Annotated in this window: 15 protein-coding genes; 7 read left to right on the forward strand and 8 right to left on the reverse strand. The window is 74.6% G+C overall.

Annotated elements, in window-relative coordinates; all coding sequences use genetic code 11:
* Nucleotides 1-178 precede the first annotated feature (178 nt).
* From IE313_RS10565 to IE313_RS10600, 7 genes are all read right to left on the reverse strand, one after another.
* The gene (locus IE313_RS10565) at nt 179-2,098 is read right to left on the reverse strand and encodes an arabinofuranosyltransferase AftB family protein (RefSeq protein ID WP_229924522.1); all 1,920 of its coding nucleotides are present in this window, start codon (nt 2,096-2,098) and stop codon (nt 179-181) included.
* Entirely contained in the window at nt 2,095-4,461 is a 2,367-nt protein-coding gene (locus tag IE313_RS10570) for a bifunctional glycosyltransferase/CDP-glycerol:glycerophosphate glycerophosphotransferase (protein WP_189930743.1), read from the reverse strand. Before IE313_RS10570 ends, IE313_RS10565 begins: the two co-directional genes overlap by 4 nt.
* 2 nt (nt 4,462-4,463) lie before the next feature.
* Entirely contained in the window at nt 4,464-6,959 is a 2,496-nt protein-coding gene (locus IE313_RS10575; protein WP_189930744.1) for a bifunctional glycosyltransferase/CDP-glycerol:glycerophosphate glycerophosphotransferase, read from the reverse strand.
* 175 nt (nt 6,960-7,134) lie between these two features.
* Complete coding sequence (locus IE313_RS10580; protein ID WP_229924544.1) at nt 7,135-8,022, reverse strand: carbohydrate ABC transporter permease; 888 nt, start codon at nt 8,020-8,022, stop codon at nt 7,135-7,137.
* A gap of 44 nt (nt 8,023-8,066) precedes the next feature.
* Entirely contained in the window at nt 8,067-9,350 is a 1,284-nt protein-coding gene (locus tag IE313_RS10585) for a carbohydrate ABC transporter permease (protein ID WP_229924545.1), read from the reverse strand.
* Between the two features lie 75 nt (nt 9,351-9,425).
* The gene (locus IE313_RS10590; protein WP_189930747.1) at nt 9,426-10,829 is read right to left on the reverse strand and encodes an ABC transporter substrate-binding protein; all 1,404 of its coding nucleotides are present in this window, start codon (nt 10,827-10,829) and stop codon (nt 9,426-9,428) included.
* 726 nt (nt 10,830-11,555) lie between these two features.
* Nucleotides 11,556-16,265, reverse strand: a complete 4,710-nt coding sequence (locus IE313_RS10600; protein WP_229924523.1) for an FHA domain-containing protein — start codon at nt 16,263-16,265, stop codon at nt 11,556-11,558.
* A gap of 629 nt (nt 16,266-16,894) precedes the next feature.
* Between IE313_RS10600 and IE313_RS10605 the strand changes: the two genes are divergently transcribed.
* From IE313_RS10605 to IE313_RS10620, 4 genes are all read left to right on the forward strand, one after another.
* Nucleotides 16,895-18,526: a serine/threonine-protein kinase gene (locus IE313_RS10605; protein ID WP_189930748.1), complete on the forward strand. Its 1,632-nt coding sequence runs from the start codon at nt 16,895-16,897 to the stop codon at nt 18,524-18,526.
* A gap of 237 nt (nt 18,527-18,763) precedes the next feature.
* Nucleotides 18,764-19,990, forward strand: a complete 1,227-nt coding sequence (locus IE313_RS10610) for a serine/threonine-protein kinase (RefSeq protein WP_189930749.1) — start codon at nt 18,764-18,766, stop codon at nt 19,988-19,990.
* A 275-nt stretch (nt 19,991-20,265) separates the two neighbouring features.
* Nucleotides 20,266-21,372 (forward strand): peptide chain release factor 2, encoded by a 1,107-nt coding sequence (gene prfB / locus IE313_RS10615; protein ID WP_189930750.1) that lies wholly within the window; start codon nt 20,266-20,268, stop codon nt 21,370-21,372.
* A 530-nt stretch (nt 21,373-21,902) separates the two neighbouring features.
* Entirely contained in the window at nt 21,903-22,703 is an 801-nt protein-coding gene (locus IE313_RS10620; protein WP_189930751.1) for a hypothetical protein, read from the forward strand.
* Between the two features lie 392 nt (nt 22,704-23,095).
* Here the strand turns inward: IE313_RS10620 and IE313_RS10625 are convergent, their stop codons facing one another.
* Complete coding sequence (locus IE313_RS10625) at nt 23,096-23,284, reverse strand: hypothetical protein (protein ID WP_189930752.1); 189 nt, start codon at nt 23,282-23,284, stop codon at nt 23,096-23,098.
* Nucleotides 23,285-23,658: 374 nt separating this feature from the next.
* Here IE313_RS10625 and ftsE point away from each other — a divergent pair, with 374 nt between their 5' ends.
* The 3 genes from ftsE (at nt 23,659) to IE313_RS10640 (ending at nt 26,620) form a co-directional block, all read left to right on the forward strand.
* Nucleotides 23,659-24,348: a cell division ATP-binding protein FtsE gene (ftsE, locus tag IE313_RS10630; RefSeq protein WP_189930753.1), complete on the forward strand. Its 690-nt coding sequence runs from the start codon at nt 23,659-23,661 to the stop codon at nt 24,346-24,348.
* A 93-nt stretch (nt 24,349-24,441) separates the two neighbouring features.
* Nucleotides 24,442-25,359 (forward strand): permease-like cell division protein FtsX, encoded by a 918-nt coding sequence (gene ftsX / locus IE313_RS10635; RefSeq protein ID WP_189930754.1) that lies wholly within the window; start codon nt 24,442-24,444, stop codon nt 25,357-25,359.
* A 67-nt stretch (nt 25,360-25,426) separates the two neighbouring features.
* Entirely contained in the window at nt 25,427-26,620 is a 1,194-nt protein-coding gene (locus tag IE313_RS10640; protein ID WP_189930755.1) for a S41 family peptidase, read from the forward strand.
* Nucleotides 26,621-26,629 lie beyond the last annotated feature (9 nt).

Below are 26,629 nucleotides of genomic sequence, written 5' to 3' on the forward strand. Positions count from 1 at the left end.
GCCCGCGCCGACTGCCCCCTGCCCGCGCAGGCTGGCCCCTGCCCGCGCCGACTGCCCCCTGCCCCCGCGGGCGATCCCCGCGGGACGCCCGCCGCGGGACGCCCGCCGTGCTCCGGCGCGGGCCCGCGGCCACCGCGCCGGGCCGCGCCACGGCGCCCCGGTCGGCGCTCCCGCGCGCTCAGTGCCGTTCGCCGCACAGTTCCCGCACGGCGCGGTGCGGGGCGCGGGCGAAGCGGAAGTGGGTGCGGTCCCAGGACCCGGCCAGGTTCTGCCAGAACCGGGCCGGGGTGAGCGGTGCGCGGACCGAGTCCCTCAGCTCCGCGAGCCGTCCGCAGCCCAGCGCCCTGCGCGCCGCCAGCACCTCGGCGCGCCCGGTGCCCGCGTACCGCAGATCCGCCGCGGACGGCGAGCGCACCGCCCAGTCCGCGAAGATCCACTCGTTGCGCAGGAACTTCTCGTGCCCCGGCCAGGCCCACCGCTCCAGCGCCAGGTGCGCACCGATGGGACTGGCCAGGCCCCAGGCGTCGTTCACGTAGCCGTCGAGCGGCACGGCGGCGCCGGTGACGCCGAGGTGACGGCCCACCATGACCACGTGGTACGCGGCGCCGGGGCGCACCGTGGTGGTGTGCAGCCGCCGGCGGTCGTCGAAGTAGAGCAGCACGGGGCGCCCGCCGCGCACGGCCGCCGCCAGCATGGCGTTCGCGCGCGGCAGCCGGGGCCAGTGCCGCACCCAGTTCGTGCTGCGCACCGGATTGTGGTCGTGGGTGTAGCGCACGTCCGAGCTGCGCACGTTGAACGTGCCCGGGGACGCGTTCAGGTCGAACGGCTGCCGCAGCGGGCCGACCGCCGCCGCCACCCACACCAGCAGCAGGCCCGCGGCCGCGGCGGTGCACCGGGTCGCGGGCACCACCAGCACCGGGAGCAGCAGGAGGAACAGCGCGGGCAGGATCATCCGCGCGTGCATGTAGTCGCCGCCCACCCGCATCACGTACAGGGCGAGGAGCAGACCGGCGGCGGCCGGCGCGAGGAACACGGCGAGCGGCGCACGGCCCGTCGGCAGTGGGCCCCCGCCCACCCGGGCGCCGGAGCGGGGGGCGGCCCCGCTCCCGTCCGCCGTCCGCGTGCGCCGGGCGTCCCGCACCAGATGGCCCGCCACCGCGGCGAGGACGGCCAGAGCCGGCCAGAGCCAGTAGGGGCCCAGCGTCTCCTGGACGTAGCGCGCGCCCCTGCCCCAGTCGCTGGCGCCGGCCTCCTTGGCGATGGCGGGCAGCGGCAGCAGGACGCCGTAGTAGCCCGCGCGGAACACCTCGTAGCCCGCCGGGAGCAGTGCCGCCGCGCCCAGCAGCCGCGCCGTCCGCCCCGGCGCGGGGCGCAGCAGCCACCACTGCACGGACAGGAAGCAGACCGCCACCACCGCGAGATCCGGTCTGACCAGCCAGCCGAGTCCGAAGGCGAACGCCGTCGCGAGCTGCGCCCGCACCCCCTGCCCGCGCCGGGTCCGCACCAGCAGCCACCACACGAGGCCCGTCCAGAAGGTGCCGAGCCCGCTCTCCAGACCGGAGGTCATGTACGACCAGACCGGCGGCACGGCGAGCAGCACGAGGACGCCCCCGGGCAGGAGGACGGGGCGTGCGGTACGCGTGCGCGTGCGGCCGGCCCCCGCCCCGGTTCCGGCGGCGCGCGCCCGCACCCCGTACGCCCGGCAGGTGGCGGCCAGTGCGAGGGCGTACCCGGCGGTGCTCAGCGCGAGGCCCACGCCGACCGCGAGGAACGCGGGGTCGGCGCCGGTGAGCCAGGTGGCCAGCGTCAGCAGCCACTGCCAGATCGCGCCCGTCGAACTCTCCGCGCGCTCCCCGGCGTTGAACACCGGCCCGTGCCCTGCCAGCACCTGCCGCACCGGACGGAGGTAGATCATGCCGTCGTCGCAGATCCAGCGCCTGCGGTAGCCGAGCACGAAGAGGGCGGCCACCGGCCCCGCGACCAGTGCGGCCGGCCACCAGCGGAGCGCGGCGGGACGGCGGGCCGCCGCGGCCGGCGGTGCGGGCCACCGGGCCGGCCCGGAACCGGCGGGGGTGAGCGTGCCGGGACCTCCGCTCACCGCTCACCCGCCCCCGAGACAGGGTTGCCGAGCGGACCCGGTCCGGCGGACGGTGGCCCGGCGCCCGGGTCGGAGGGCGGGGCGGGCGCGGGATCCCGCTCCGACGGCGGGGCGGGCGCGGAGGACGGCTGCGCGGGGGACGGCGCGGCCACCTGCGTCCCGGACACCAGGAAGGGCCCGGCGCCGCGCGCGAACTCCGGCTCGCCCAGCATCACCTGGCGCACCACCCGTTCCGCCGCGTGCCCGTCCTCGCACTCGCAGAACCGGTCCCGGAACGCGGCCCGCAGGCGCGTCGACTCCGCGTCGCGCCAGGCACCGGTGGCGAACAGCTCCGCCAGCTCCTCGATGCTCCTCGTGACATGGCCCGGCGGCTCGGCGGTGATGTCGAAGTAGGCGCCGCGCACCGCGCGGTAGGCGGCCCAGTCGTCGGCGTGCACGACCACCGGCCGGTCCAGCAGCACATAGTCGAACATCAGCGCCGAGTAGTCGGTGATCAGCGCGTGGGAGGCGAGCATCAGGTCCTCGACGGACGGCTCGTCGGTGGCGTCCACCAGGAGCCCGCGGCGGTGCAGATCGCGGGGGAGCAGTGCGCGCGCCGGGTGGTCGGCCAGGCTCGGGTGCAGCCGCAGCACCAGCGTCCTGCCGGGGCCGAGGGCCGCCGCGAGCCGCTCAAGGTCGATCCGCTCGACGTACCGTCCCCGGCGGTAGTCCCGCGGCGTCGGCGCGTACAGCACCACCTCGGCGCCGTCCGGGACGCCGAGCCGTTCGCGGGTGGCGGCCGCGCGGGCCGCGTCGCCGCGCACCAGGACGTCGTTGCGGGGGCTGCCTGAGCGCAGGGAGCGGAAGCGGCACGGGTAGGCGCGCTGCCAGACCTCCTCCGCGTAGCGGCCGGCGGCCAGGCTGACGTCCCAGCGGTCGCTGCGCCGCAGCATGGCCCGTACGTCGAAGCCGTACCGCGCGCCCGGCCGATCCAGCAGGTCGAGCGCCATGTGCTTCAGCGGGGTGCCCAGGTGGGTGTGGACGTGCACGGCGCCCTCCCGCTTGACCAGGCCGCCCGGCCAGTTGACGTTGTTCACCCAGTACGTCGCCCGGGCCATCAGGTCGTAGTAGCGGCGCGAGCCGACCGTGACCCGCTCCACGTCCCGCGGCAGCCGCTCCTCGGCCTCCGGGCGGACCACCCACACTCCGCGCAGGTGCGGCGCGAGCTCGCGGGCGCGGGCGTAGATCGCCGCCGGGTCGCCCGACATGCCCTGGTGGTGGCCCGAGGCGTAGACCGCGAGGCGCGGATCGAGCGGGCGGCGCAGCCGGTCCGCGTAGTAGCGGGCGCCGGCCCGTGCCGACACCGCCTCCCGCACCCGGCGCGACCCGCGCCGCAGCACCGCGCCCCGGACGGCGTTCAGCCGGTGCAGTGCCCGGTGGGCCGAGTACGGGGCGGTGGCGAGCAGCCGCATCTCGGCGCCGCGCAGCCCGCCCGGCGGAGTGAAGCCCGGCGGCCGCCTGCGGTGGTGGAAGGCGGCGATGCGGGAGTGGAACTCCTCGCGGTCCTCGGGCATCACCCGTTCCGCCCTGGCCAGGGTGAACAGCATGTGGTCCAGCGCCCGCTCGAACAGCAGCGGCCGGGACCAGGCCAGTTCCGGCCGTGCGTCCAGCTCGGCGAAGAGCCGCTCGTACTGGGTGAAGATGTCGAAGTGCTTGCGGCCCGGCGTGCGGGTGATCGCGCCCTGCCGCCGCTGCCGGTACTCCACCCCGACCCGGTCCAGGCACGCGATGCGCTCCGCGGTGACCATCGCCCGGTAGGTCACCGGCGCGTCCTCGTAGAGGCCGGGCGCGTAGGCGAAGTCGTGCGCCAGGTAGAAGTCCCTGCGGTACGCCTTGTTCCAGGCGACCAGGAAGAGCCGCAGGTACTCGGGGTTCGACCGGATGCGGACGGTGTCCGTGCCGGCCTGCTCCAGGAGGTCCGCGGACGCGCTGCGGCCGCTGGTGCCCCACCAGTGCGTGCGCACGTGGTCGAAGCAGAGGATGTCGGGGTCGCCGGTGGCGGCGAGCCGTTCGTCGGCGGCCGCGAGCAGGCCGGGCGTGTACGAGTCGTCGCTGTCCAGGAAGAGGACGTAGTCGCCGGTGGCGTCCGGCAGCCCGGCGTTGCGGGCCCGGCCGAGGCCGACGTTCTCCGCCAGGTGCAGCACCTTCACGCGCGGGTCGCGGGCCGCGTACTCGTCGAGGATGGCGCCGCAGCCGTCCGGGGAGCAGTCGTCGACGGCGATCACCTCGACGTCCGCGAACGACTGGCCGAGCACCGAGTCCAGGCAGGCGCGCAGGTACCCCTGCACCTTGAAGACGGGGACGATGACGCTGAAACGGGGCACGGTCAGCTCTTCTCCGTGGTGGGGGCGGGCACGGCCGGCGGACGGGCACCGGCGCCGGGTGCCGCGCCGGCCTGTGGGCGGTCCGCACCGGGGCCGGGGCCGGGGTGGGAGCGCGGGGCGGGGCGGGCGGCGGGGGCCGGGGTGCGCTCGGCGAGCGGCACCAGCGGCGGCAGCGCCCCCGGCGGCTCCCCCAGCAGCACCCGGCGCACCACCCGTTCCGCGGCATGTCCGTCGTCGAACGTGCAGAAGCGCTCCCGGAACCGGCCCCGCAGCTCGGTGGAGCGCGGCCCCGCCCACGAGCCGTCCCGGAAGATCCCGGCCAGCTCCTCCTCGGTCCCGGCCACCGGGCCCGGCGGGTGGGCCATCAGGTCGAACGTGACGCCCCGGGTCTCCCGGTAGACGTCCCAGTCGTCCGCGTACACCACGATCGGGCGGTCCAGGTTGGCGTAGTCGAACATGATCGACGAGTAGTCGGTGACCAGTGCGTCCGCCGCCAGGCAGACCTCCTCGGCGCTGCGGTGGCCGGTCACGTCGATGACGCGGCCGCCGCCGGGCGGCCCGCCGGGGCCCGGCCCGTCGTCCTCGTAGAAGTAGTGCGCCCGCAGCAGTACGACGAACTCCTCGCCCGCGGCGGCGCAGAACGCCTCCAGGTCGAGGTGCGCGCGGAAGGCCGTCCGGTAGTCGCGGTGCGTGGGCGCGTACAGGATCGCCGTGCGGTCCTCGGGCACGCCCAGCTCACGGCGGATCCGGGCCACGTCGGCGGCGCTCGCGCTCTGGTAGACGTCGTTGCGCGGGTAGCCGTACTCCAGCATCTCGTAGCCGGCCGGGAACTCCCGCTCCCAGACCTCGCTGGAGTGCCGGTTGGAGGAGAGGTTGAAGTCCCAGCGGTCCACCCGGGACAGCAGCCCCCCGAAGCTTCCGCTCTGCGCCGCCACCACCGGGTACTCCGCCTGCTCGATGCCCATCTTCTTCAGCGGGGTGCCGTGCTGGGTCTGGAGGTGGACGGTGCCGGGGCGCTTGACGACGGCGCCCGCGAAGTTGGCGTTGTTGATCAGGTACTTGGCGCGGGCCAGCAGCTCCCAGGAACGCGGAGTGCCGAGCACGGCGTGCTCGACGCCTTCGGGCATCCGGTCCACGGCGTCCTCGGTGACCAGGAAGACCGAGCGGATGTGCGGTGCCAGACGCCGGGCGGCGGCGTGGACGGCGGCGGGGTTGCAGGCGTAGCCACGGCCCCAGTAGGCGCAGTACACGGCCAGGTTCTCGTCGACGGGGCGGCGCAGGGCAGCCTGGTAGAGGGCGTGGTGGCGGCGCCGGTGGGCGCGCACCCGGGTCGCCGAGGAGGCCGCACCCCGGGCGGCGCGCCGAGCGCCGCGACGCGCCCCGCGCAGCGCTGCGAACGCCCGGTAGGAGCCGGTGGCCAGCAGTCGGTGCTGGACGCCGAGCCGCCCGAGCGGCGGGTGGAAGCCGATCGGCCGGTGCCGCCGGTACAGCTCGCCCGCCCGCTCGAAGAACAGCCGGCCCGCGCCGTCGGGCAGCAGGATCGGTGCGGCCGCCGCGGTGCGCAGCATCTGGGCCGTGAGTTCGGCGAACAGGGCGTGCAGCCGGGCCGCGGTGAGCGCGTGCGCGGTGCCGCGGGGCCCCCGGCGGGCCCGGGTGAGGACCAGGTCCACCTGGTCGAGCAGGTCGAAGTGGTGCTCGCCCGGCTGCCGCAGCCGGCTGCCCTGCCGGCGCAGCAGATGCCGTACGCACACCCGCGGCAGCACCGCCACCCGGCGGGCCGCCAGCAGTTCGAGGCCGCCCCAGCCGATGTCCGTGTAGAAGCCGGCGGGGAAGGCGAGGGAGTGTGCGGCCAGGAACGCCCGGCGGTGCACGGCGCTCCACGCGGGCAGCGCCGTGCCCGTCAGCGCCGGCGCCTCCTCCGGCGCGAAGGCGCCTTCCGGCGCGTGGGCGAGCTGTTCCGCGCCGGGCGAGTCGCCGGGTTGGGGGCCCTTCCACCAGTGGACGCGTTCGTGTCCCAGGTAGAGCACGTCCACGTCACCCGTCCGGCGCAACCGGGCCTCCACCGCGTGCAGCGCTCCCGGGGCCAGCGTGTCGTCGCCGTCCAGGAAGAGGACGTAGTCGCCCCTGGCGGCGGTGAGCCCGGTGTTGCGCGCCCCGCTGAGCCCGGCCTCCGGCGGTGACCAGACGGGCCGCACCCGGGCGTCCCGCCGTGCGAGGCGCTCCGCGACGCAGGCGTCCAGCGAGTCGGCCGCGGCACAGACCGCGATCACCTCGACGGCGGGCGCGGCGGTGTCCCCGGCCCCGTGGCCCGCCCCGTCCCGTCCGGGGGCGCCGGCCGGCCGGCTCGGGTCCAGCCGCTGCCCGAGCACGGAGTCCAGTGTCTGCGCCAGCCGTCCCGCAACCCCGTGACCCGGGACGATGACGCTGAACCTGGGCGCGGGCAGGGGAACGTCGGACGGCACGGCGGGCGGTACGGCAGGGCTGGATGATTCGGGCATACATCATATTGTGCCCATATAGGGTCGACTGACCGGCGGTTAGGCCATCCGTGGCAGCGGCGCGCGGCGTGCGGTGCACGGGCCACGGGAGCCGCGGACGCCCAACGCAGAGCGGGGCGGACCGCCGCCGGTCCGCCCCGCCCCTCGGCGCCCCGCCGGCCGGGGCGCCGTCCGCCTACTTCACCGCGCCCGCCATCACTCCGGACACGAACTGCCGCTGGAAGGCGAAGAACACCGCCAACGGGATCACCATCGAGATGAACGCGCCGGGCGCCAGGACGTCGACGTTGTTGCCGAACTGCCGCACCTGCGTCTGGAGCGCCACCGTGATCGGCTGGCTGTTCGAGTCGGAGAAGATCAGCGCGACCAGCATGTCGTTCCAGACCCACAGGAACTGGAAGATGCCCAGCGAGGCGACCGCCGGGCCGCCGAGCGGCATCACGACACGGAAGAACAGCCGGATCTCGCCCGCGCCGTCCAGCCGCGCCGCCTCAAGCAACTCCTTCGGTATCTCGGCGAAGAAGTTGCGCAGCAGGAAGATCGCGAACGGCAGGCCGAAGCCCACGTGGAAGAGGATCACCCCGAACAGCGACCCGAAGATGCCGAGGCTGCCGAACAGCTCCGCGATCGGCACCAGCGCCACCTGCACCGGGACCACCAGCAGACCGACCACCGCGACGAACCACCAGTCGCGGCCCGGGAACTCCATCCAGGCGAAGGCGTAGCCGGCCAGGGCGCCGATCACCACGACGAGCACGGTCGCCGGGATGGTGATCAGCAGCGAGTTCACCAGCGAGTCGGTGATCGCGGAGTTCTCCAGCAGGTGCTGGTAGTTGTCGAAGGTGAGCTTCGCCGGTGCGCTGAACACCGTCCACCAGCCACTCTGCGACAGGTCCACGGGCGTGCGCAGGGAGGAGAACAGCAGGCCGACGGTCGGCATCAGCCAGAACAGGCCGACGAGGATCAGGAAGACCTGGAGCAGCCCCCCGCGCAGCGCCTCGGCGATCCGCCCGCCCAGCGACTTCTCCACCTGCTCGGCACCGCCGACGGGCGGTACGGGCACCGGTGCGTCCACGACCGCGCCCTGCACGGCCCCACTCGTCGTACTCACCGCCGCACCTCCCGCCTGAGCCTGCGTATGTTGAACAGCATCACCGGGACCACCAGCAACAGCAGCAGGATCGAGATGGCGCTGGCGATGCCCGGCCGGTCGTCGGCGAAGGCCGAGCGGTAGAGCTGGAGGGCGAGGACGTTCGCGTCGTCCTGCGAGGAGCCGGGCGCGATGATGAAGACCAGGTCGAAGATCTTCAGGACGTTGATCATCAAGGTGACCAGGACCACCGCGAGCACCGGCGCCAGCAGCGGCACCGTCACCCTGCGGAAGACCTGCCACTCGTTCGCACCGTCCACCCGGGCGGCCTCCAGCAGCTCCCTGGGCATCCCGGCGAGCCCCGCCGCGATCAGCACCATCGCGAAACCGGCCCACATCCAGACGTACGAGCCGATGATGGCGGGCGTCGCGAGCGTCGGGCCGAGCCATTCGAGGCCGTTGTAGGGCTCGCGGAAGTTGGCCGCGGGCAGCCGCAGCAGCGCACCGTCCGCCTTGGCCGACAGGGTGAACGTCCCGTCGTCCGCGGCCTTGACCGACTCCACCACCTTGCCGTTCCTGACCGCCTCGATCGTCATCCCGGGGTAGCCGAACTCGGACGCGTCCACTGCGTTGCGCGTGCCCACGCCCTTGCCGCGGGTGAAGTCCTGCCAGGTCGTCCCGGTGATCCTGCCCGGCTCGGCCACGGCCGCCTTGGCGTGCGCCGCGCCGTCCGGCATGTCCTCCGGTGCCACGCCCACCAGCGGCAGCGCCACCTTCTGCCCGGTGTGCACCGGGTCCTTGGTGAGGAACGCACCGCCGTCCGCGGGCCGCAGCGGCGACTGCTGGCCCGGGTGGGCCTTCGGGAACGCCGACGACTCGGCGAAGGTGTCGTGCACCCCGACCCACACCGCGTTGGCGGCGCCCAGCTCCGGGTCCTGCTCGTACACCAGCCGGAAGATGATCCCGGCGGCCAGCATCGAGATCGCCATCGGCATGAAGACGATCAGCTTGAACGCCGTGCCCCAGCGCACCCGCTCGGTGAGCACCGCGAAGAGCAGGCCGAGGGCGGTCGCCACGGCGGGCGCCACCACCACCCAGATCGCGGTGTTCTTGATCGCGGTGAGGATGCCGTCGTCGGTGAACAGCGCCTTGTAGTTGTCGAACCCGGCGAAACCGCCGCCCGAGTCACTCAGGAAACTGCGGACCAGGGAGTAGCCGATCGGATAGACCACGAGCGCGCCCAGCAGCACCAGCGCGGGCAGCAGGAAGAGCACCGCCACCGTCCTGCTGGTGCCCGTCACGCTCTTCTGTTTCTTGTTCGCGGGAGGCGCCGTGCCCTTGCCGGCGCCTCCCACGGCAGCCGTCGTCATCGCCCGTCAGCCCCCGTACGCCTTGGCCGCGTCGGCCTCCAGCTTGGACTGCGCGCCCGCGACGTCCTTCGGGTTCTTCAGGAAGTCCTGGAGGTCCTTCCACTCGCCCTTGCCAGGCGTGCCGCCGAACGACTGCGGTGCCTGGTCGGACATGTCGTACCGGAAGTCGTCCCCGGCGCCGACCAGCGCCTTCGCCATCGACCGCTGCTCCGCGTTCGGGTACGCCGCGAGGTCGACGTTCTTGTCGGGGGAGAGGAAGCCGCCCGCCTGGGCCCAGATCGTCGCCGCGTCCGGGGAGGCGAGGAACGTCAGCAGCGCCTGGGCCGCCTTGGAGTCCTTCAGCACCACGGCCGCGTCACCGCCGCTGACCACCGGCGCCTGCTGACCCACCGTGGGGAACGGGAAGACCTTCGCGTCGGTGCCGATCTTCGCCTTGGCCTCCTGGACGTTGGCCCCGGCGAAGTCCGCCTCGAAGACCATGCCCGCCTTCGGCTGGTCGCCGCCCGTGAACGTCTGGGTGACCGACTTCGGGAACTCGGTCTGCAGCGCACCGTCGGCGCCGCCCGCGATGTAGTCCTGCTTGCCCCACAGTTGCGCGAGCGTGGTCAGCGCCTGCTTGACCGACGGGTCCGTCCACTTGATCTTGCGCTGCGCGAGCTGGTCGTACTTCTCCGGTCCGGCCTGCGAGAGGTAGATGTTCTCGAACCAGTCGGTGAGCACCCAGCCGTCCGCGCCGCCGATCGACATCGGGGTGACGCCCGAGTCGTAGATCGTCTGGGCGGTGGTCAGCAGTTCCTTCCAGGTCTTCGGCTCCTTGGCCCCCGCGTTCTCGAAGACCTTGGTGTTGTACCAGATCAGGGACTTGTTGGCGGCCTTGAAGTAGACCCCGTACTGCTTGCCGTCGACCTTGCCGATGTCCTGCCAGCCCGGCGAGTAGTTCTTCTTCAGTTGGGCGACCGCCTCGGGTCCGGCGGGCTTGGCCCACTTCTTCTCCACGGCCTGCTTGATGGCGCCGACCTGCGGCAGCATCGCGACGTCAGGCGGTGAACCGCCCGCTATCTTCGAGCCGAGGAAGTTGATGATGGGGTCCTGCGCCGGCACGTATGTCACCTCGGCGCCGGTGCGCTTCTCGAACTCCGTGAGCACCTTCTTGAAGTTCGCCGCCTCCACGCCCGACCACACGGCCGAGACCTCCAGCTTCGTACCGTCCAGCTTGGGCAGCTTGACCGTCGTCGCGGTCTTCGCCGCGCCACCGGCCGCCCCCTTGCCCGAGTCGCTGCCGTCGTCACCGCCGCAGGCGCTGAGGGAGAGCACGAGCGCACCCGTGACCAAGGCGGCCGCAGCTCGGATGGTACCGGCTCTGGACACCCGCTCCCCGGCGTTGCCCGACTGACGAAGAGTCCTGCGCATCACGTCCCCGTTCTTCTTTGCATGGTGTCGCACGCTGATGCGAGCGCTGTTCTGTGCGCTCTGGTCTACTGCCGCGCCACAGACAGCGGCAAGGGAGGCAGCGCTTCCAACATGATGATCGTGACGGGGTCGTGATGTGCGGTCAGAGGCGTTTCAGCAGGAACTTCGCACCAGCGGCGGGCGGTTGACGCGGCGCCGGGCGCGGACGGGCCGGTGCGTCGGGTGGTACGGGGGCCCGCGGTGGCACCGGGGCGACGGCTGCGGTGCGCAGGGGCGGTGCGCAGGGCCCCGGCCCGTGGCGGGGGGCGCCCGTGGGGGCGGTGGGGGCCGGGAGCAGGCCCCGGCGGCTCTTCGGACTTTCGCGCGGTGACGCGGCTGGACGCCGACGCCCAGTCAGGCGACGGCCCGTGCACAGCACTTGGGGGGCAGGCGGCGGACGGCACGGGTGACGACGGCCCGACGCGGCCGTGCGCACGGCCGGCCACGACGCCTCGCCCCGCGGCCGTCGGCCATGGGGCGCGCGTGCCGGCTTGCGTGCGCCCGAGGCCGTCGGCAAGGGGGCATGCGTGTGCTCCCGGCCTCGGCAACGGACACCGGCGAGAAGGGATCGCCGCGCCGCGCGGCCGCCCGACCCGGGACCGTCCGCCCGGGGGACGGGCGGCCGCGGGACGGGCGGCCGCGGGACGGAGGCGCGGGGCGGGGTGTGCCGCGGCCGCACCGCCCGGGTCAGGGCGTCCCGCGGCCGTCCGCGCGGGCCGCTCTCTCCAACGCGCTTGCCAGCAGGGCCAGATCCGTGGGGCCGTTGCCCAGCTCCCGCACGCTGCGCCGGGCCGGCGGGTCCCCCATCCGCTCCCACTCCAACGGCACCACGGTCGGCCGCAGCGTCCCGGTACGGGGAATCCGGCCGGTCACCCGGCCGCCCTGGAAGCCGGTGCCGCGCCCGTCGGGCCCGAGCAGCCGGCCGCGTCCGGGCGCCGGGTCGTCCACCCCGCCGGACGGTGCCTCCAGCACCACCCGCAGCGCGGCTCCCCGGCCGAGCTCGGAGGCGGCCAGCCGGCCCCCGGGCGCACCTGCCGCGACCAGGTGCACACCCAGCCGGGCCCCGTCACGGACCACGGCCTCCAGCGCCCGGACGACGGAACCCGCGGCGGGCCGGCCCGGTGAGCCGAGCGGCGGCGCCAGCAGGGCGTCCAGATCGTCGACGAGGACCACCAGCCTGGGCAGCCCCGAGCCCGCCGCGGGCAGCGGTTGGTGCCCCGCGGCTCCGGGCCCCGGTACCGGCACGCGCTCGGCGGCGCCGGCTCCCCGTCCCGCTTCCCGTCCCGCTTCCTGGCCCGGCTCAGGTCGCCGGCGGCCGGTGCCGGTGCGCAGCCGCAGGGTCGCGCTCGGCGCCTCCACCTCCACGGCCCGCGCCTCGGGCGCGGCCTCCGGTCCCGGCCGGCCCCCGGCCGCCGCCGCGCCGTCCCGGGGGAGCCGCGCCGCGGTCGGACCGTCCTTGGGTGTCCGGGCCGAGGCCACGCCCTCCCGGACCACCCGGGCCGGCGACGCCCCCTGCCGTTCCCGGTCCGCGGCCAAGCCCTCGCGGGCCCGGTCCGCGGACGATGCGTCCCGTACGGCCGTCCGTCCCGGGGCCATGCCCCGGGAGTGCCATGCGGTGAAGTCCAGCCGGCCCAGCACCTCCGCACGCCGCTTCAGCTCAGCCGTCAGCGACTGCGCGAACTCCCGCATCCGCACGGGGTCGTGAACCGCGAGATGTGAGGTGGCATGGGGAAGATCCAGGCATATCCGCAGGCCCTCGCCGGTTTCGGCGCGCTCGACGCGCGGCCCGCCCGAGCCGCCCGGGCCCGCTGGGGCGGCCCCGGCACCTCCGGCGGCGCACCGGTCGTCGCGGCCGTCGATCAGGACGAGACCCAGCCGCTCGGGCCGCTCCGCGGCGGCCAGCGAGGCGGCGACGGCGCGCAGCAGCTCCGTGCGCCCGCTGCCCGCGGGCCCCTCCACCAGGAGATGGGGGCCGTCGGCCACGAGGTCGACGGCCACCGGGCCGCGCGGCCCCGCACCGAGCACGGCCGTGGCCCGGCCGCCGACCGCCTGCCGGTCCTCGGCCGCCGCCGCCCACCGTGCGAGCAGGGACGCCGGCGTGGCCCGGGCCAGACCCAGCTCGTCCAGCAGCCTGGCCGCCTGCGGCAGGGCCGCCGACGCGTGCGCGTCCGCCCCGCCCGGCTCGCCCTCGGGGCGCAGCGGTGCCAGTGCCCGGGCGAACCGCTCGGCCCACGGGCCCGACACCGCGTCCACCGCGGCGACGGTCCCGCGCCCGGCGAGCCTGCCCCGCACCGCCCGCAACAGCCGCAGCTCCGTGGCCACATCGCCGCTGAGCAGCGCCACGGCCCCGCAGAACCGGAACGCCGGGGCCGCCGCGCAGGCCGTCTCGTAGATCGTCGCCACCGGTGCGGCGGCCGACACGGCCGGGGTCTCGGCCAGGCACAGCACGTGCACGCCGGCGCCCGGCCCCGCCTCGGCCAGTCGTGCCACGGCCTCGCGCACCTCCGGTGTCCCGGGGTCGCCGTCCACGACGACCACGGTGTACGGGCCGGCCGCACCCGGCGGCACCGCCGCGGTACCGGTCCCCTGGCCGGTGTGCCGGTGGGCGGCCGGAGCCGGGCGGACGGCGGCGGCATCCGGACGGGCCGTCCGGTGGCCCTTGCCCCCGCTTCCGCCGGTGCCTCCCGCGGCACCGCGCCCGGCGGACCCACCCGCGTCATGGCCGCCGGTCACGCCGCCGCGGCGGTCACCCGGCACGCCCTCGTGGAGCGGTCCACCGGGATGGTCCGCCGAGCCGTACCCCCCGCGGCCCGGCGCGTCGTACCCGTGGCCGCCCGGGGCGGCCGGGCCGCCTCCGCCGCCATGGACGTCCGCGGGGGAGCCCGGGTGGTGGGAGCCGTCGTGCGCGCCGCCTCGGCCGGGCGCCTCACCGGGGCCGTACAGGTCGTGGGTGCCTCTTCCGTAGCCGTCCGCGCGGCCGCCGCCCTCGGACCCCGCGGCGTAGGCCGTTACGCCCGCCGCGCCGCCGTGGCCGGCCGGACAGTGGCCGGTGCCGCCGTCGGCGGCCGCGGGCGGGGTGCCCGTGCCGTACGCGCCGAAGGCGGGGGCACCGGGGGCCTCGTCGGCCGGGTGGCCGCCGGTGGCCGCCGGCCGGTGCGGGAGCCGGCTCTCGTGCCCCTCCAGCCTGCGGAGCAGCTCACCGGCGCGCGCCGCGGCCTGGTCGCGGTCGTAGGCGAGCAGCAGGCGGCAGGACTGGCCGCGCAGGGGCCGCAGGTGCGGCAGCCAGCCCAGCCACGCCCACTCGGCGGCCCGCTCCTCCGCAGGGCGGCTGTGGTCCGTGCTGATGAGGACGATCTCCAGGGCGTCCGGCGAGTGCAGCGCCGCGAGCTGGGCCAGTACGGACCTGGCCAGCCCCGCCAGCCGCCGCCTCGGTCCCGCAAGGCCCAGTGCGCCCGCCTCGCGCAGTGCGACGGTCACGGGCACCGCGGGCAGCAGGCCGCCGCCGGGGGCGGCCCTGTCGGCGGTGCCGAGCCGGACGGTGAGCGCCTCCGGGTGGTCGGGCCCGCGCTCCCAGAGGCGGGCACCGGGTCCGAGGGCGGTGAGCAGCAGCGCCGCGGGGTCCGGCCAGGTGTCCTGTGCCGCAGCCCGCTCTCCGGGGCCCTGCGCGGCACCCTCGCCGGGCCGCGGCGGTGGGCCCACCGGGAGCCCGCCGTAGGTGCCGTACGCGTGGCGCACCCCGGACGCGCCGGGATCCGTGCCCCGGACGTCCTGCTCGCCGTAGGCGTCCGGGGTGCGGCCGCCCGCCAGCCGCCGCCGCGCCCAGGCGGAGAGGCCACCGCGCCTGCGGGCGCCTGCCGCCCCCCGCGGCGCGCCCTCGCCCTCTGCCGGGCCGTCGCCCCGCCCCGGCGCTCCGTGGGTCTCCTCCCGTGGCTCGCCGGGTACCCCGCCGGGCCACCGGTCGGCACGCGGGGCGTCCCGCTCGCGGGTGTCCGCCCAGGAGTCGGGGCCCCAGCCGTCGTCCCGGGGGCGCGGGGCCGGGCTCGTGCGCCGGTCCGCCGAGCCCGCAGGGCCCGTTCCCACGTCTTCCTGCCCCGGCGGCCATGCGGCTGCCGTGTCCCATCCCGCGCCGGCGCCGCCCGCCGGATCGCGCTCATGGCCGTGCGCCCCGGCGGGCTCCCTGCCGCCCGCTGCCGCCGGGCCGCCCGCGGCGCCCCAGCCGGCCGAGCCGTACCCGTGGTGCGTCCCCGCACCGGGCGGGCCGTACGCTCCGGCGGCGGTGCCGCGGCCGGGCTCGCCGGTGCCGGTCCACCCTTGCTGTCCTTGCCGTCCTTGCTGTCCCTGTTGTCCCTGCTGCCCCTGGAGCCTCTGCTGCCCCGTGTGCCGGGCGTCCGCCCCGGGCGCGGTATGCCCCGTGGCGCGCCCCCGGCCGCCGGATCCCGGCGCCGGCCACCCGCCGGGCCCGGCCGCGGCGGCCTCCGCGGGCCCCGGTGCTGCACGGGTTCCGCGCCCGTGCGTCGTCTGCCCGTCATCGGGCCCGTACGGCCATGACCCGGCGCCCGGCGTGCCCGCCCGGCGCGGCCCGGCGCCCGCCGGTTCGGCCGGCTCCTGCCACCCGCGACCGGGGTCGGCGTCCGCGTCGAGGGGATACCGCCCGGTCACGGCGCCGCCGCCCGCGGGTGCCGCACCCGGCGGTGCGCCGGGCCCGGCAGGGCCCTCCGGAGCGCCGCCGCCCGCGGTGCCGGCCCGTGCGCCGACCCGCACCCGGACGTGTCCCTCGCCGTCCGGAGCCGTCGGCAGGGTGGCCGGGAGCCCGGCGGGCGCGGGGACCAGGCGCAGGGCGGACTCGCCCAGGCGCAGCAGCGCGCCGGGCGGCAGGCGCACGGGGTGGGCGGGGACCGGGATGCCGTCGATCGTCGTGCCGTTCGTGGAGCCCAGGTCGGTGACGGTGACCTCGCCACCGGGGGTGACCGTCACCGTGCAGTGCAGGCGGGAGACGTCAGGATCGTCCAGCGGGACGTCGGCCTCCGCGGAGCGGCCGACCCGGACCCGGCCGCCGTGCAGCAGGTGGACGCCGCCGGCGTCCGGTCCGGCGACCACCCTGAGCTGGGCGGTGGCCTCGGCCGCTTCGGGGCCGGGTTCCGCAGGCGCGCCCACGGACAGCACCGTGCCGTCCAGCAGCGGGGGCTCGCCCAGGGTGCAACGGGACTGGTCCAGCCGCTCCTCGCCCGCGTACAGCACCACGGGTCCGTCGGCGCGGTCGCCGCCGACCGCCGCGGCCAGGCCGGCGGCCACCGCGCCGAGCGCGGTCCCGGCCGGCGCGGTGACCAGCACGTCGCTCGCCGCCGGGCGGCCCGCGGAGTCGCGGCGCGGTCCGAGGACGGTCAGCCGGATCTGCATCGCGTCAGCGGTCCCTTCTGCGCGGGCGCCCGGCGGGGGGACTGCGCTTGTGACTTTCCCCCCACCACACACGGGCACGTGGCCAGTACAACAGGGGGCATCCTCGCACCTGCCACCGACAACACGCCCGGCTGACGGCCATGAACGATCTTGAATGGCCGACTCTGCCCGCAAAAGTGCCCGAGCGGCGGCGGGTGGCCCCGGCCCGGCCCGGCCGGGGATCGCGCACGTCACCACCGGCGGCAACCAACGGCGCCGGGCGCGCGTCTTCCCGTCGGACGGCTTCCTGGCCCTGCGGGCGGCGTCACACCGCCTCCGGGAAATCCCCGGAACCGCACCCGGACCGACCGAAAACCACACCGTCACTTACCGAAAACCGACCATGTGCTTCGTCCGGACGCGGGAACGCGACAGGCCGGTACGCACCGGACCGGCACTACAGTGGTGGGTCGGACCCTCCGCCGGGCGGCAGCCCGGACCCCGGTCCCGACCGAGCACAGAGCCGTCCCCACCGGGGATCACGACCGGACCGCACAGGGTCCGGCCCCCCGGAACACACCGCCCAGCTCACCCCGGACCACCCGAGCGGGGCCGACCACCCATCGCCGAGCAAGCAGGGAGCGCATGACGTGCGGCCGGTAGGCAGCAAGTACCTCCTGGAGGAGCCGCTCGGACGCGGTGCCACGGGAACGGTCTGGCGGGGCCGTCAGAGGGAGACCGCGGGGGCCGAGGCGGCCGTGCAGGGCGCGCCCGGCGAGACCGTAGCGATCAAGGTCCTCAAGGAGGAGCTCGCCAGCGACGCCGACATCGTGATGCGGTTCCTGAGAGAGCGCTCCGTCCTGCTCCGCCTCACCCACCCGAACATCGTGCGCACCCGCGACCTGGTCGTGGAGGGCGACCTCCTCGCGCTGGTCATGGACCTGGTGGACGGCCCCGACCTGCACCGCTACCTGCGGGAGCGCGGGCCCTTCTCGCCGGCCGCCGCCGCCCTGCTGACCGCCCAGATCGCCGACGCGCTGGCCGCCAGCCACGCGGACGGCGTCGTGCACCGCGACCTCAAGCCCGCGAACGTCCTCCTCAAGCAGGACGACGGCGCCATGCACCCCATGCTCACGGACTTCGGCATCGCGAGGCTCGCGGACTCGCCGGGCCTGACCCGCACCCAGGAGTTCGTCGGCACACCCGCGTATGTCGCACCCGAGTCCGCTGAGGGCCGTCCGCAGACGTCCGCCGTCGACATCTACGGCGCGGGCATCCTGATGTACGAGCTGCTCACGGGCCGTCCGCCGTTCGCCGGCGAGACCGCCCTGGAGGTGCTGCACCAGCACCTGAGCGCGGAGCCGCGCCGCCCCTCCACCGTCCCCGACCCGCTGTGGACGGTCATCGAGCGCTGCCTGAGCAAGGACCCGGGGCGGCGGCCCAGCGCCGAGAACCTGGCGCACGCCCTGCGCACCGTCGCCGACGGCATCGGCGTGCACGCCACCGCGGCCCAGATCGCCGCAGCCGAGGGTGTCGCCGCGCTCCTCGGGCCCGACCCGGACCCGACCGCCGTACCGGAGGTGCCGGGCGCCGCCGACCCCACCCAGGTGCTCCAGCACGGCACCGGCTACGACCCGGGCGCCGCGACCAGCGTGCTGCCGCACACCGGCCCCCTGGGGCCCGCCGTCCCCGGCGACGCGGACCCCACCTCCGTCCTGCCGAACACCGGGGCCGCCGGCCCGACGTCCGTCCTGCCCCCCGTCCCGCCGGGCCGGCCCGGCGGGACGGGCCCCGACGAGCCGCACCCCTGGCAGAGCCAGCTCCGCGCGGCCCGCGACCGCAACGAACAGACCCAGATCCAGTACCTGGACCCCAACCAGGACCCGCTGCGCCGCAGGCCGCAACGGCAGGCCGCGCGCCCGCAGCAGCCCCCGCAGCAGCAGTACGCGCCCCCGCAGCAGCAGCCCCAGCGGTACGCCCCCGCACCGGTGCCCCAGCCCCAGCCGCAGCGCTACAGCGCCCCGCCGCAGCAGCCGGCGCCGCGCGAGCCGAGGGAGCCGCGCAGGCGCAACCCGAACAGGATGAGGATCCCGGGCCTCGGCTGCCTCAAGGGCTGCCTGTTCACGCTCGTCATCCTGTTCGTGGCGGGCTGGCTGGTGTGGGAACTGAGCCCGCTCCAGGACTGGATCGGCACCACCAAGGGCTACTGGCAGGAACTCAGCGGCTGGTTCCACACGGTGACGGGCTGGATCGGCCGGCTCAGCGGGGACTCGGGCAACTAGCCCGCTCCCGGTCGCAGCCCGGAGCCCGGAGCCGGGCTCCCCGGGCCGGGCCGCGGAGGCAGGTCCGGAGGCAGGTTCATGGGGCAGGGCGGAACGTGTCCGTCCGCCGCCATGGCCCCGCACGCGTCCCCACTCTGGTGATTTGTCGACACCCATGGGGTAATTTCCGCCGGGGATATGAAGGTTGCCTCTTCGGCCGCGTAGCTTTGTCGCCAACACGCGTCCGTAGGAGCAGCCTTGGCACGGAAGATCGGCAGCCGGTACACCGCGAACCAGATCCTGGGACGGGGCAGCGCCGGCACGGTGTGGCTGGGCGAGGGGCCGGAGGGTCCCGTCGCCATCAAACTGCTGCGTGAGGACCTGGCCTGCGACCAGGAGCTCGTCAACCGCTTCGTCCAGGAGCGCACCGCCCTGCTCGGCCTCGAACACCGCAACGTCGTCGGGGTGCGCGACCTGGTGGTGGACGGCAACGACCTCGCGCTCGTGATGGACCTCGTCCGGGGCACCGACCTGCGCACCCGCCTGGAGCGGGAGCGCCGCCTCGCCCCCGAGGCCGCGGTCGCCATCGCCGCGGACGTGGCCGAGGGCCTGGCCGCCGCGCACGCCGCGGGCATCGTGCACCGCGACGTCAAGCCCGAGAACGTCCTGCTCGACATGCAGGGCCCGCTCGGCCCCGGCGGCGCACACCCCGCGCTGCTCACCGACTTCGGTGTGGCCAAGCTCATCGACGCGCCGCGCAGGCCCCGCGCCACGAAGATCATCGGAACGCCCGACTACCTCGCTCCCGAGATAGTGGAGGGCCTGCCGCCGCGTGCCGCCGTCGACATCTACGCACTGGCCACGGTCCTGTACGAGATGCTCGCCGGCTTCACGCCGTTCGGCGGAGGGCATCCCGGTGCCGTGCTGCGCCGGCACGTCACCGAGACGGTGGTGCCGCTGCCCGGCATCCCCGAGGAGCTGTGGCAACTGGTCGTGCAGTGCCTGGCCAAGGGGCCGGCCTCGCGGCTGCGCGCCTCCGAGCTGGCCGCACGGCTGCGCGAGCTGCTGCCCGCACTGGCCGGTATCCCGCCGCTGGACGTCGACGAGCCGGAGGCCGAGCCCGCGTCCGAGCCGCAGGAGGCGGGTGCGCAGGAGGCGCGGCGGCCGGCGGTGCGGCGCGGGGCCGTGTCGCTGGTGCCGGGGGCGGCGCCGGACTCCAACCGCGACACGCACACGAGCATGCGGGTGCCCGGGGCGGACGAGCTGGCCGGGGGCGCGCGGGGGACCGCCCGGGTGCCCCGGGCCGCCGGTGCGCCGCGGCCCGGGTCGGCGCGGCACCGCACAGGATCCGGGCGCAGGAAGGTGCTCCTGGGGGCCGGGATCGCGGTTCTCGCCGCCGCGGTGGGGGTGGGCACGTGGCTCACCACGTCCGGGGAGCCCGAGGCTCCGCCCTCCCACGGCACGCACTCCTCGGCGACTCCCTGACCCGGCCCCACGACCCGGCCCCACGACCCGGTGCCACGCGGTACCCGCCGCCGCGCCACCCCGCACACGACCGGTGCCACGCGGCCGGGCACCACGCGGCCGTGCGCCGGTGACCCGCGTGACCCGCGCCACGTTCGGCGCGCCCCGCCGGCCGTACCCGAAGCGCGCGCGGCCGTCCGCCGGGAGGGCACCGGCACCACCCGCGGCCGCCGTGGCCCCCCGTATCCGCCCGCACACGGGATCTCGTCGGTTGCACCAGCCGTTAGTCTGGAGTCGTGGCAGTCGTCGACGTATCCGAAGAGCTGAAGTCCCTCTCCTCCACCATGGAGTCCATCGAGGCCGTTCTCGACCTCGACAGGCTGAGGGCTGACATCGCCGTGCTCGAGGAGCAGGCAGCCGCGCCGTCCCTCTGGGACGACCCGGACGAAGCGCAGAAGATCACCAGCAAGCTGAGCCATCTCCAGGCCGAGGTCCGCAAGGCGGAAGCCCTCCGCGGCCGGATCGACGACCTCGGTGTGCTCTTCGAGCTGGCCGAGGCCGAGGACGACTCGGACACCCGCGCCGAGGCCGAGGCCGAGCTGACCGACGTCCGCAGGGCGCTCGACGAGATGGAGGTCCGCACCCTCCTGTCCGGCGAGTACGACGCCCGCGAGGCCCTCGTGAACATCCGCGCGGAGGCCGGCGGCGTGGACGCAGCCGACTTCGCCGAGCAGCTCCAGCGCATGTACCTCCGCTGGGCCGAGCGGCACGGCTACAAGACCGAGATCTACGAGACGTCCTACGCGGAGGAGGCCGGCATCAAGTCGACCACCTTCACCGTCCGGACCCCGTACGCCTACGGCACGCTCTCCGTCGAGCAGGGCACGCACCGTCTCGTGCGCATCTCGCCCTTCGACAACCAGGGCCGTCGCCAGACCTCGTTCGCGGGCGTCGAGGTGCTCCCGGTCGTCGAGCAGTCCGACCACGTCGACATCGACGAGACGGAGCTGCGCATCGACGTGTACCGCTCCTCGGGTCCCGGCGGGCAGGGCGTGAACACCACCGACTCCGCGGTCCGCATCACCCACCTGCCGACCGGCATCGTCGTCTCCTGCCAGAACGAGCGCTCGCAGATCCAGAACAAGGCGACCGCGATGAACGTCCTCCAGGCGAAGCTGCTGGAGCGCCGCCGCCAGGAGGAGCAGGCCAAGATGGACGCCCTCAAGGGCGACGGCGGCAATTCGTGGGGCAACCAGATGCGCTCCTACGTCCTGCACCCCTACCAGATGGTCAAGGACCTGCGGACGGAGTTCGAGGTCGGCAATCCGCAGGCGGTTCTCGACGGTGAGATCGACGGTTTCCTGGAAGCCGGAATTCGGTGGCGCAAGCAGCAGGAGCGCTGACGGCGGCACCCGTGCCGAGGGAAGCCACTGCGCGGGCGCAGGAAATCCGCCCGCGGAACCCATGCACGCCGCGCACCCCGCGAAACCCTCGAAAACCGTGGCAGCAGCGCCGGAATTCATGCGTCCGCCCGTGGCACCCCGCCCGCTGACACGACCGCGGAAGCCGCGCAAAGCCTCCGGGGAACCCCGCCGCACAAGCCGTGGAAAACCGTCAGCAGCCCGGCCCGCGGAAAGAGCGCCTTTGTCGACAAGGTAACCGCCGCCCCGTCGGGGATGGTTACCGCTGTTGTGCGGCGTTGAATGTGCCGTTCCCTTTTACGTCACATTCACATGACCTTGCAGCCGTCAAGTCCCGTCATTCGGGACATCGTTCGCGCAACGACCTTGACGAGTCCCTGAAAACTGGGAAGGCTGCACGGCGGCATGCGTATCTCAGGGGCGCGCGTGGACGGGGGCGTACCAGCTACTCCCGGCGACCCAGCCCTGGGCGCTGCTCCACTGACGATGAAGCTACTGGGGGTAGCAGGCAGATGACGAAGAAGACGCGGGTCCGCGTTGCGCGGGTGGCAGCCGGTGCGGTGATCGCCGTCGGCGCTTCGCTGACCGCCGCGGGTGCCGCTTCGGCCCTGGACGTCAATGTCAACGTGCTCGGCATCGGTGCCGATGTCAATGTCACCGGGGGTGGCGACTCGACCGGTGGTGACACGACCGGCGGCGACACCACGGGTGGCGTCGCGATCGGTGGCGAGACCACCGGCGGCGGCTCGACCGGTGGCGACACCACGGGCGGTGACACGACCGGCGGCGACACCACCACCGGGGGCGACACCACGGGCGGTGACACGACGACCGGCGGCGACACCACCACGGGTGGTGACACGACCGGTGGCGACACGACGACCGGTGGTGACACGACCGGCGGTGACACGACCGGCGGCGACACCACGGGTGGCGACACGACCGGCGGTGACAACGGCACCGGCGGTGACAACGGCACCGGCGGTGACAACGGCACGGGTGGTGACAACGGCACTGGTGGTGACAACGGCACCGGTGGCGGAAACGGCACGGGTGGTGACAACGGCACCGGCGGCAACGACAACACCGGTCCCGACACCAACGGCTCGCAGCCGGTCGAGCAGGGCCACGGCAAGGACGGGCTGACCGACACCGGCTCGCAGCCCGTCGCACAGGGCAAGGACAAGGACCAGTTGGCCGAGACGGGCGCCGCGGAGACGTCGTTCCTGATCATCGGCGCCGCCACCATGATCGCCGGCGGCATCGGCTTCCGCCTGCTGCCCCGCTTCGTGGGCGGCCGCACCGTCGCGTAACGCGACTGCCGCGGCCGGCGGGCCGAGGGCGGCGCCCGGCCGAGTCGGACGGCACGCCCGGCCCGCGGGGACGCGGGTCGGCGGGCCACCGGGGACGCGGGGACGCGGACGAGCCGGCCCGGCGGGCACGCGGAGATCCGGCCGACAGGCACGGGAGAGGGCCCGGAGCACAGGCTCCGGGCCCTCTCCCGTGCCTGTCGGCACAGGGTGCGCAAAGGGTGGCTCCGACAGGTCATCCGTCCGGACGGCGCCGTACGGGCAACCGCCCCGCATGGCGCGCGCATCCCCTGCGCAGACCACCGCAGACGAGGTCGAGGATCCGGGACGTCACACCCCGTGAGCGGAGCGAGGCGCACCGTGTCGCCCCTCCGTGCCGCCCCGGGCGAAGGGCCCTAAGCCTGCCGTGCGACCAGGGCGACCGCCGCGATCAGTACGGCCAGGAGGGCGATCAGCGTGGAGGGGCTCAGGCCCGCCCAGGGGCTCTCGTGCTGCAAGCGCTCGCGGCTCGCCCTGCACACGGGGCAACGGCCCTCGCTGACCGGGGCAGCACAGTTCGCGCACACCAGTCGGTCGTAGGTCATGCGCTCTCCTCCTCCCGCGCGGCGGGGGCTGCCGCAACAGCGTCACTACCGACAACGCTCACAGTCACGCAACCGTTCCCCTCCACTGTGCCAGCTTCCCGGGAAAACGGCGCGGTCCCCGGTATTCTGCCCCCCGATCCAGGCCGCCTCACGAACCGGACCCCCGTGCATCCCGTCCGCTGCGCACCGCCGCCGCCGGGTCACGGGCTGTTCCTGCGAGTTCGTGCCCCGATGGCGCCTGATGCGCCGCATCCGGGCCGTCCACTTGGTGACAAATTCCGCAATACGTGCGCAACGCATGCCGCCGACTGCGCGCGGCTACCCGCTTCGCGTATGGTCACGCTCACCTACCCCCGGCGACCCGTGGTGCATCCGTGATCCGATTCGACAACGTGTCCAAGGTCTACCCCAAGCAGACCCGCCCCGCTCTCAGGGATGTCTCCCTGGAGGTCGAGCGCGGCGAGTTCGTGTTCCTCGTGGGGTCCTCCGGCTCCGGAAAGTCCACCTTCCTGCGGCTGGTCCTGCGCGAGGAGCGGACCAGCCACGGCCAGGTGCACGTCCTGGGCAAGGACCTCGCGCGGCTTTCCAACTGGAAGGTGCCGCAGATGCGCCGCCAGTTGGGCACCGTCTTCCAGGACTTCCGGCTGCTGCCGAACAAGACCGTCGGCGAGAACGTCGCGTTCGCGCAGGAGGTCATCGGCAAGTCGCGCGGCGAGATCCGCAAGTCCGTTCCCCAGGTGCTCGACCTCGTCGGCCTCGGCGGCAAGGAGGACCGGATGCCGGGTGAGCTCTCCGGCGGTGAGCAGCAGCGGGTGGCGATCGCGCGCGCCTTCGTCAACCGCCCCAAGCTGCTGATCGCCGACGAGCCGACCGGCAACCTCGACCCGCAGACCTCCGTCGGCATCATGAAGCTGCTGGACCGGATCAACCGGACCGGTACCACCGTCGTGATGGCGACCCACGACCAGAACATCGTGGACCAGATGCGCAAGCGCGTCATCGAGCTGGAGAAGGGCCGCCTCGTCCGCGACCAGGCACGCGGCGTCTACGGCTACCAGCACTGAGGACCCGGCATGTCTGAGCTGAACCGAGCCCGCCCGAGCGCCTCCAGGGTGACGGCCTCGGCACTGATCCACGGAAAGGCCTGAGTAGACGCCATGCGCGCCCAGTTCGTCATGTCGGAGATCGGCGTCGGTCTCCGCCGCAATCTCACGATGACCTTCGCGGTCGTCGTCTCCGTGGCCCTCTCCCTCGCCCTCTTCGGCGGGTCGCTGCTGATGCGCGACCAGGTGAGCACGATGAAGGGCTACTGGTACGACAAGGTCAACGTCTCGATCTTCCTCTGCAACAAGAGCGACGCCGAGTCGGACCCCAACTGCGCCAAGGGTGCCGTCACCACCGAGGAGAAGGACCAGATCAAGGCCGACCTCGGCAAGATGCAGGTGGTCGACAAGGTCATCTACGAGTCGAGCGACCAGGCGTACAAGCACTACAAGGAGCAGTTCGGGGACTCCCCGCTGGCGCGTTCGCTCACCCCGGACCAGATGCAGGAGAGCTACCGCATCAAGCTCAGGGACCCGCAGAAGTACCAGGTCGTCGCCACCGCGTTCAACGGCCGCGACGGGGTGCAGTCCGTCCAGGACCAGAAGGGCATCCTGGAGAACCTGTTCGGGCTGCTGAACGGCATGAACTGGGCGGCGCTCGCCGTGATGGCCCTGATGCTGGTGGTCGCGCTGATGCTGATCGTGAACACGGTACGGGTCTCCGCGTTCAGCAGGCGCCGGGAGACCGGCATCATGCGGCTGGTCGGCGCGTCCAGCTTCTACATCCAGATGCCGTTCATCATGGAGGCCGCGGTCGCCGGACTGATCGGCGGTTTCGTCGCCTGTGCGATGCTGCTCGTCGGCCGCTACTTCATCATCGACCACGGCCTCGCCCTCTCCGAGAAGCTGAACCTCATCAACTTCATCGGCTGGGACGCCGTGCTCGCCAAGCTGCCGCTCGTGCTGGCGATCGGACTGCTGATGCCCGCTCTGGCGGCGTTCTTCGCCCTGCGCAAGTACCTGAAGGTGTGACGAACACCCCGTCCCCGTCCTCGCCAACCTCCCGTGCGGCGGCTCGGCTTGTCCTAGACTCACCGTCATGTCCGACCCCGACCTATTCGACAGAGCCCGCCGCAGTCGTCGCCCGGCGGTCCTGACACTGGTCTTCGCGGGCGTACTGGCGACCGGCGCGGCGACGGGAGCCTTGAGCGACGGACGCGGCCAGGAGGGCAACCCCACCGCCGCCCCGGCGGGTTCGGCACCCGTGGCCGACCGGCGGGCGGTCACCGAGGCCGCCGCCCGGGCCCTGGCGGACGGCAAGTCCGCCACCGAGGCGGCGCGGCGCGCCGTCAGCCGCAGCGGCGACCGCTGGGGCGCGGTGTACTCCGAGGGCGAGTACGCGGAGTTCGAGCAGTCCCTCGACGGCGAGTACACCGGCGTCGGCCTCTGGGCGAGACGCGACGTCGACGGCCGGGTCGAGGTGGCCCGGGTCCAGCACCGCGGCCCCGCCGAGCGCGCGGGCATCCGCAAGGGGGACCGGCTCACCAGCATCGACGGCCGCCCGGTCGACGGGCTCCCGGTCACCGACGTGGTCGCCCTGCTGCGCGGCGACGCGCCCGGCGGGGACGCCCCGGCCGCCGGCACCTCCGTCGTCCTCGGACTGGAGCGCGGTGCGCGGGCCTGGCACGAGACCCTGCGCAGGGCCAGGCTGACCACGGACTCCGTGACGGTGCAGCCGCTCGGCGACCGGGCGGGTGACGGCGTCCTCGTCAGGGTGGCCGCCTTCACCAAGGGCACCGGCGCACAGGTGCGCGAAGCGGTGCGGCAGGCTCCACAGGGCGCCGGCATCCTGCTCGACCTGCGGGGCAACTCCGGCGGCCTGGTCGCCGAGGCCACCGCCACCGCCTCCGCCTTCCTGGACGGCGGCCTGGTCGCCACCTACGACGTCGAGGGCGAGCAGCACGCCCTGCACGCCGCCCGCGGCGGCGACGTCCACCGCCCCCTGGTGACGATGGTCGACGGCGGCACGATGAGCGCGGCCGAGCTGCTGACCGGCGCGCTCCAGGACCGCGGCCGCGCCGTCGTGGTGGGGACGCGCACCTTCGGCAAGGGCTCCGTGCAGATGCCCAGCAAGCTGCCGGACGGCTCCGTGGCCGAGCTGACCGTGGGCCATTACCGCACACCGGCCGGGCACAGCCTGGACGGCCGCGGCATCACCCCGGACCTGGAGGCGGAGGATGCCGTCCAGAAGCGGGCCGAGACGGTATTGAGTGGCCTCGGAAGCCCCTCCTAGTGCGAAAAT

Source organism: Streptomyces sulfonofaciens (assembly GCF_014656295.1).
GTDB lineage: Bacteria > Actinomycetota > Actinomycetes > Streptomycetales > Streptomycetaceae > Streptomyces > Streptomyces sulfonofaciens.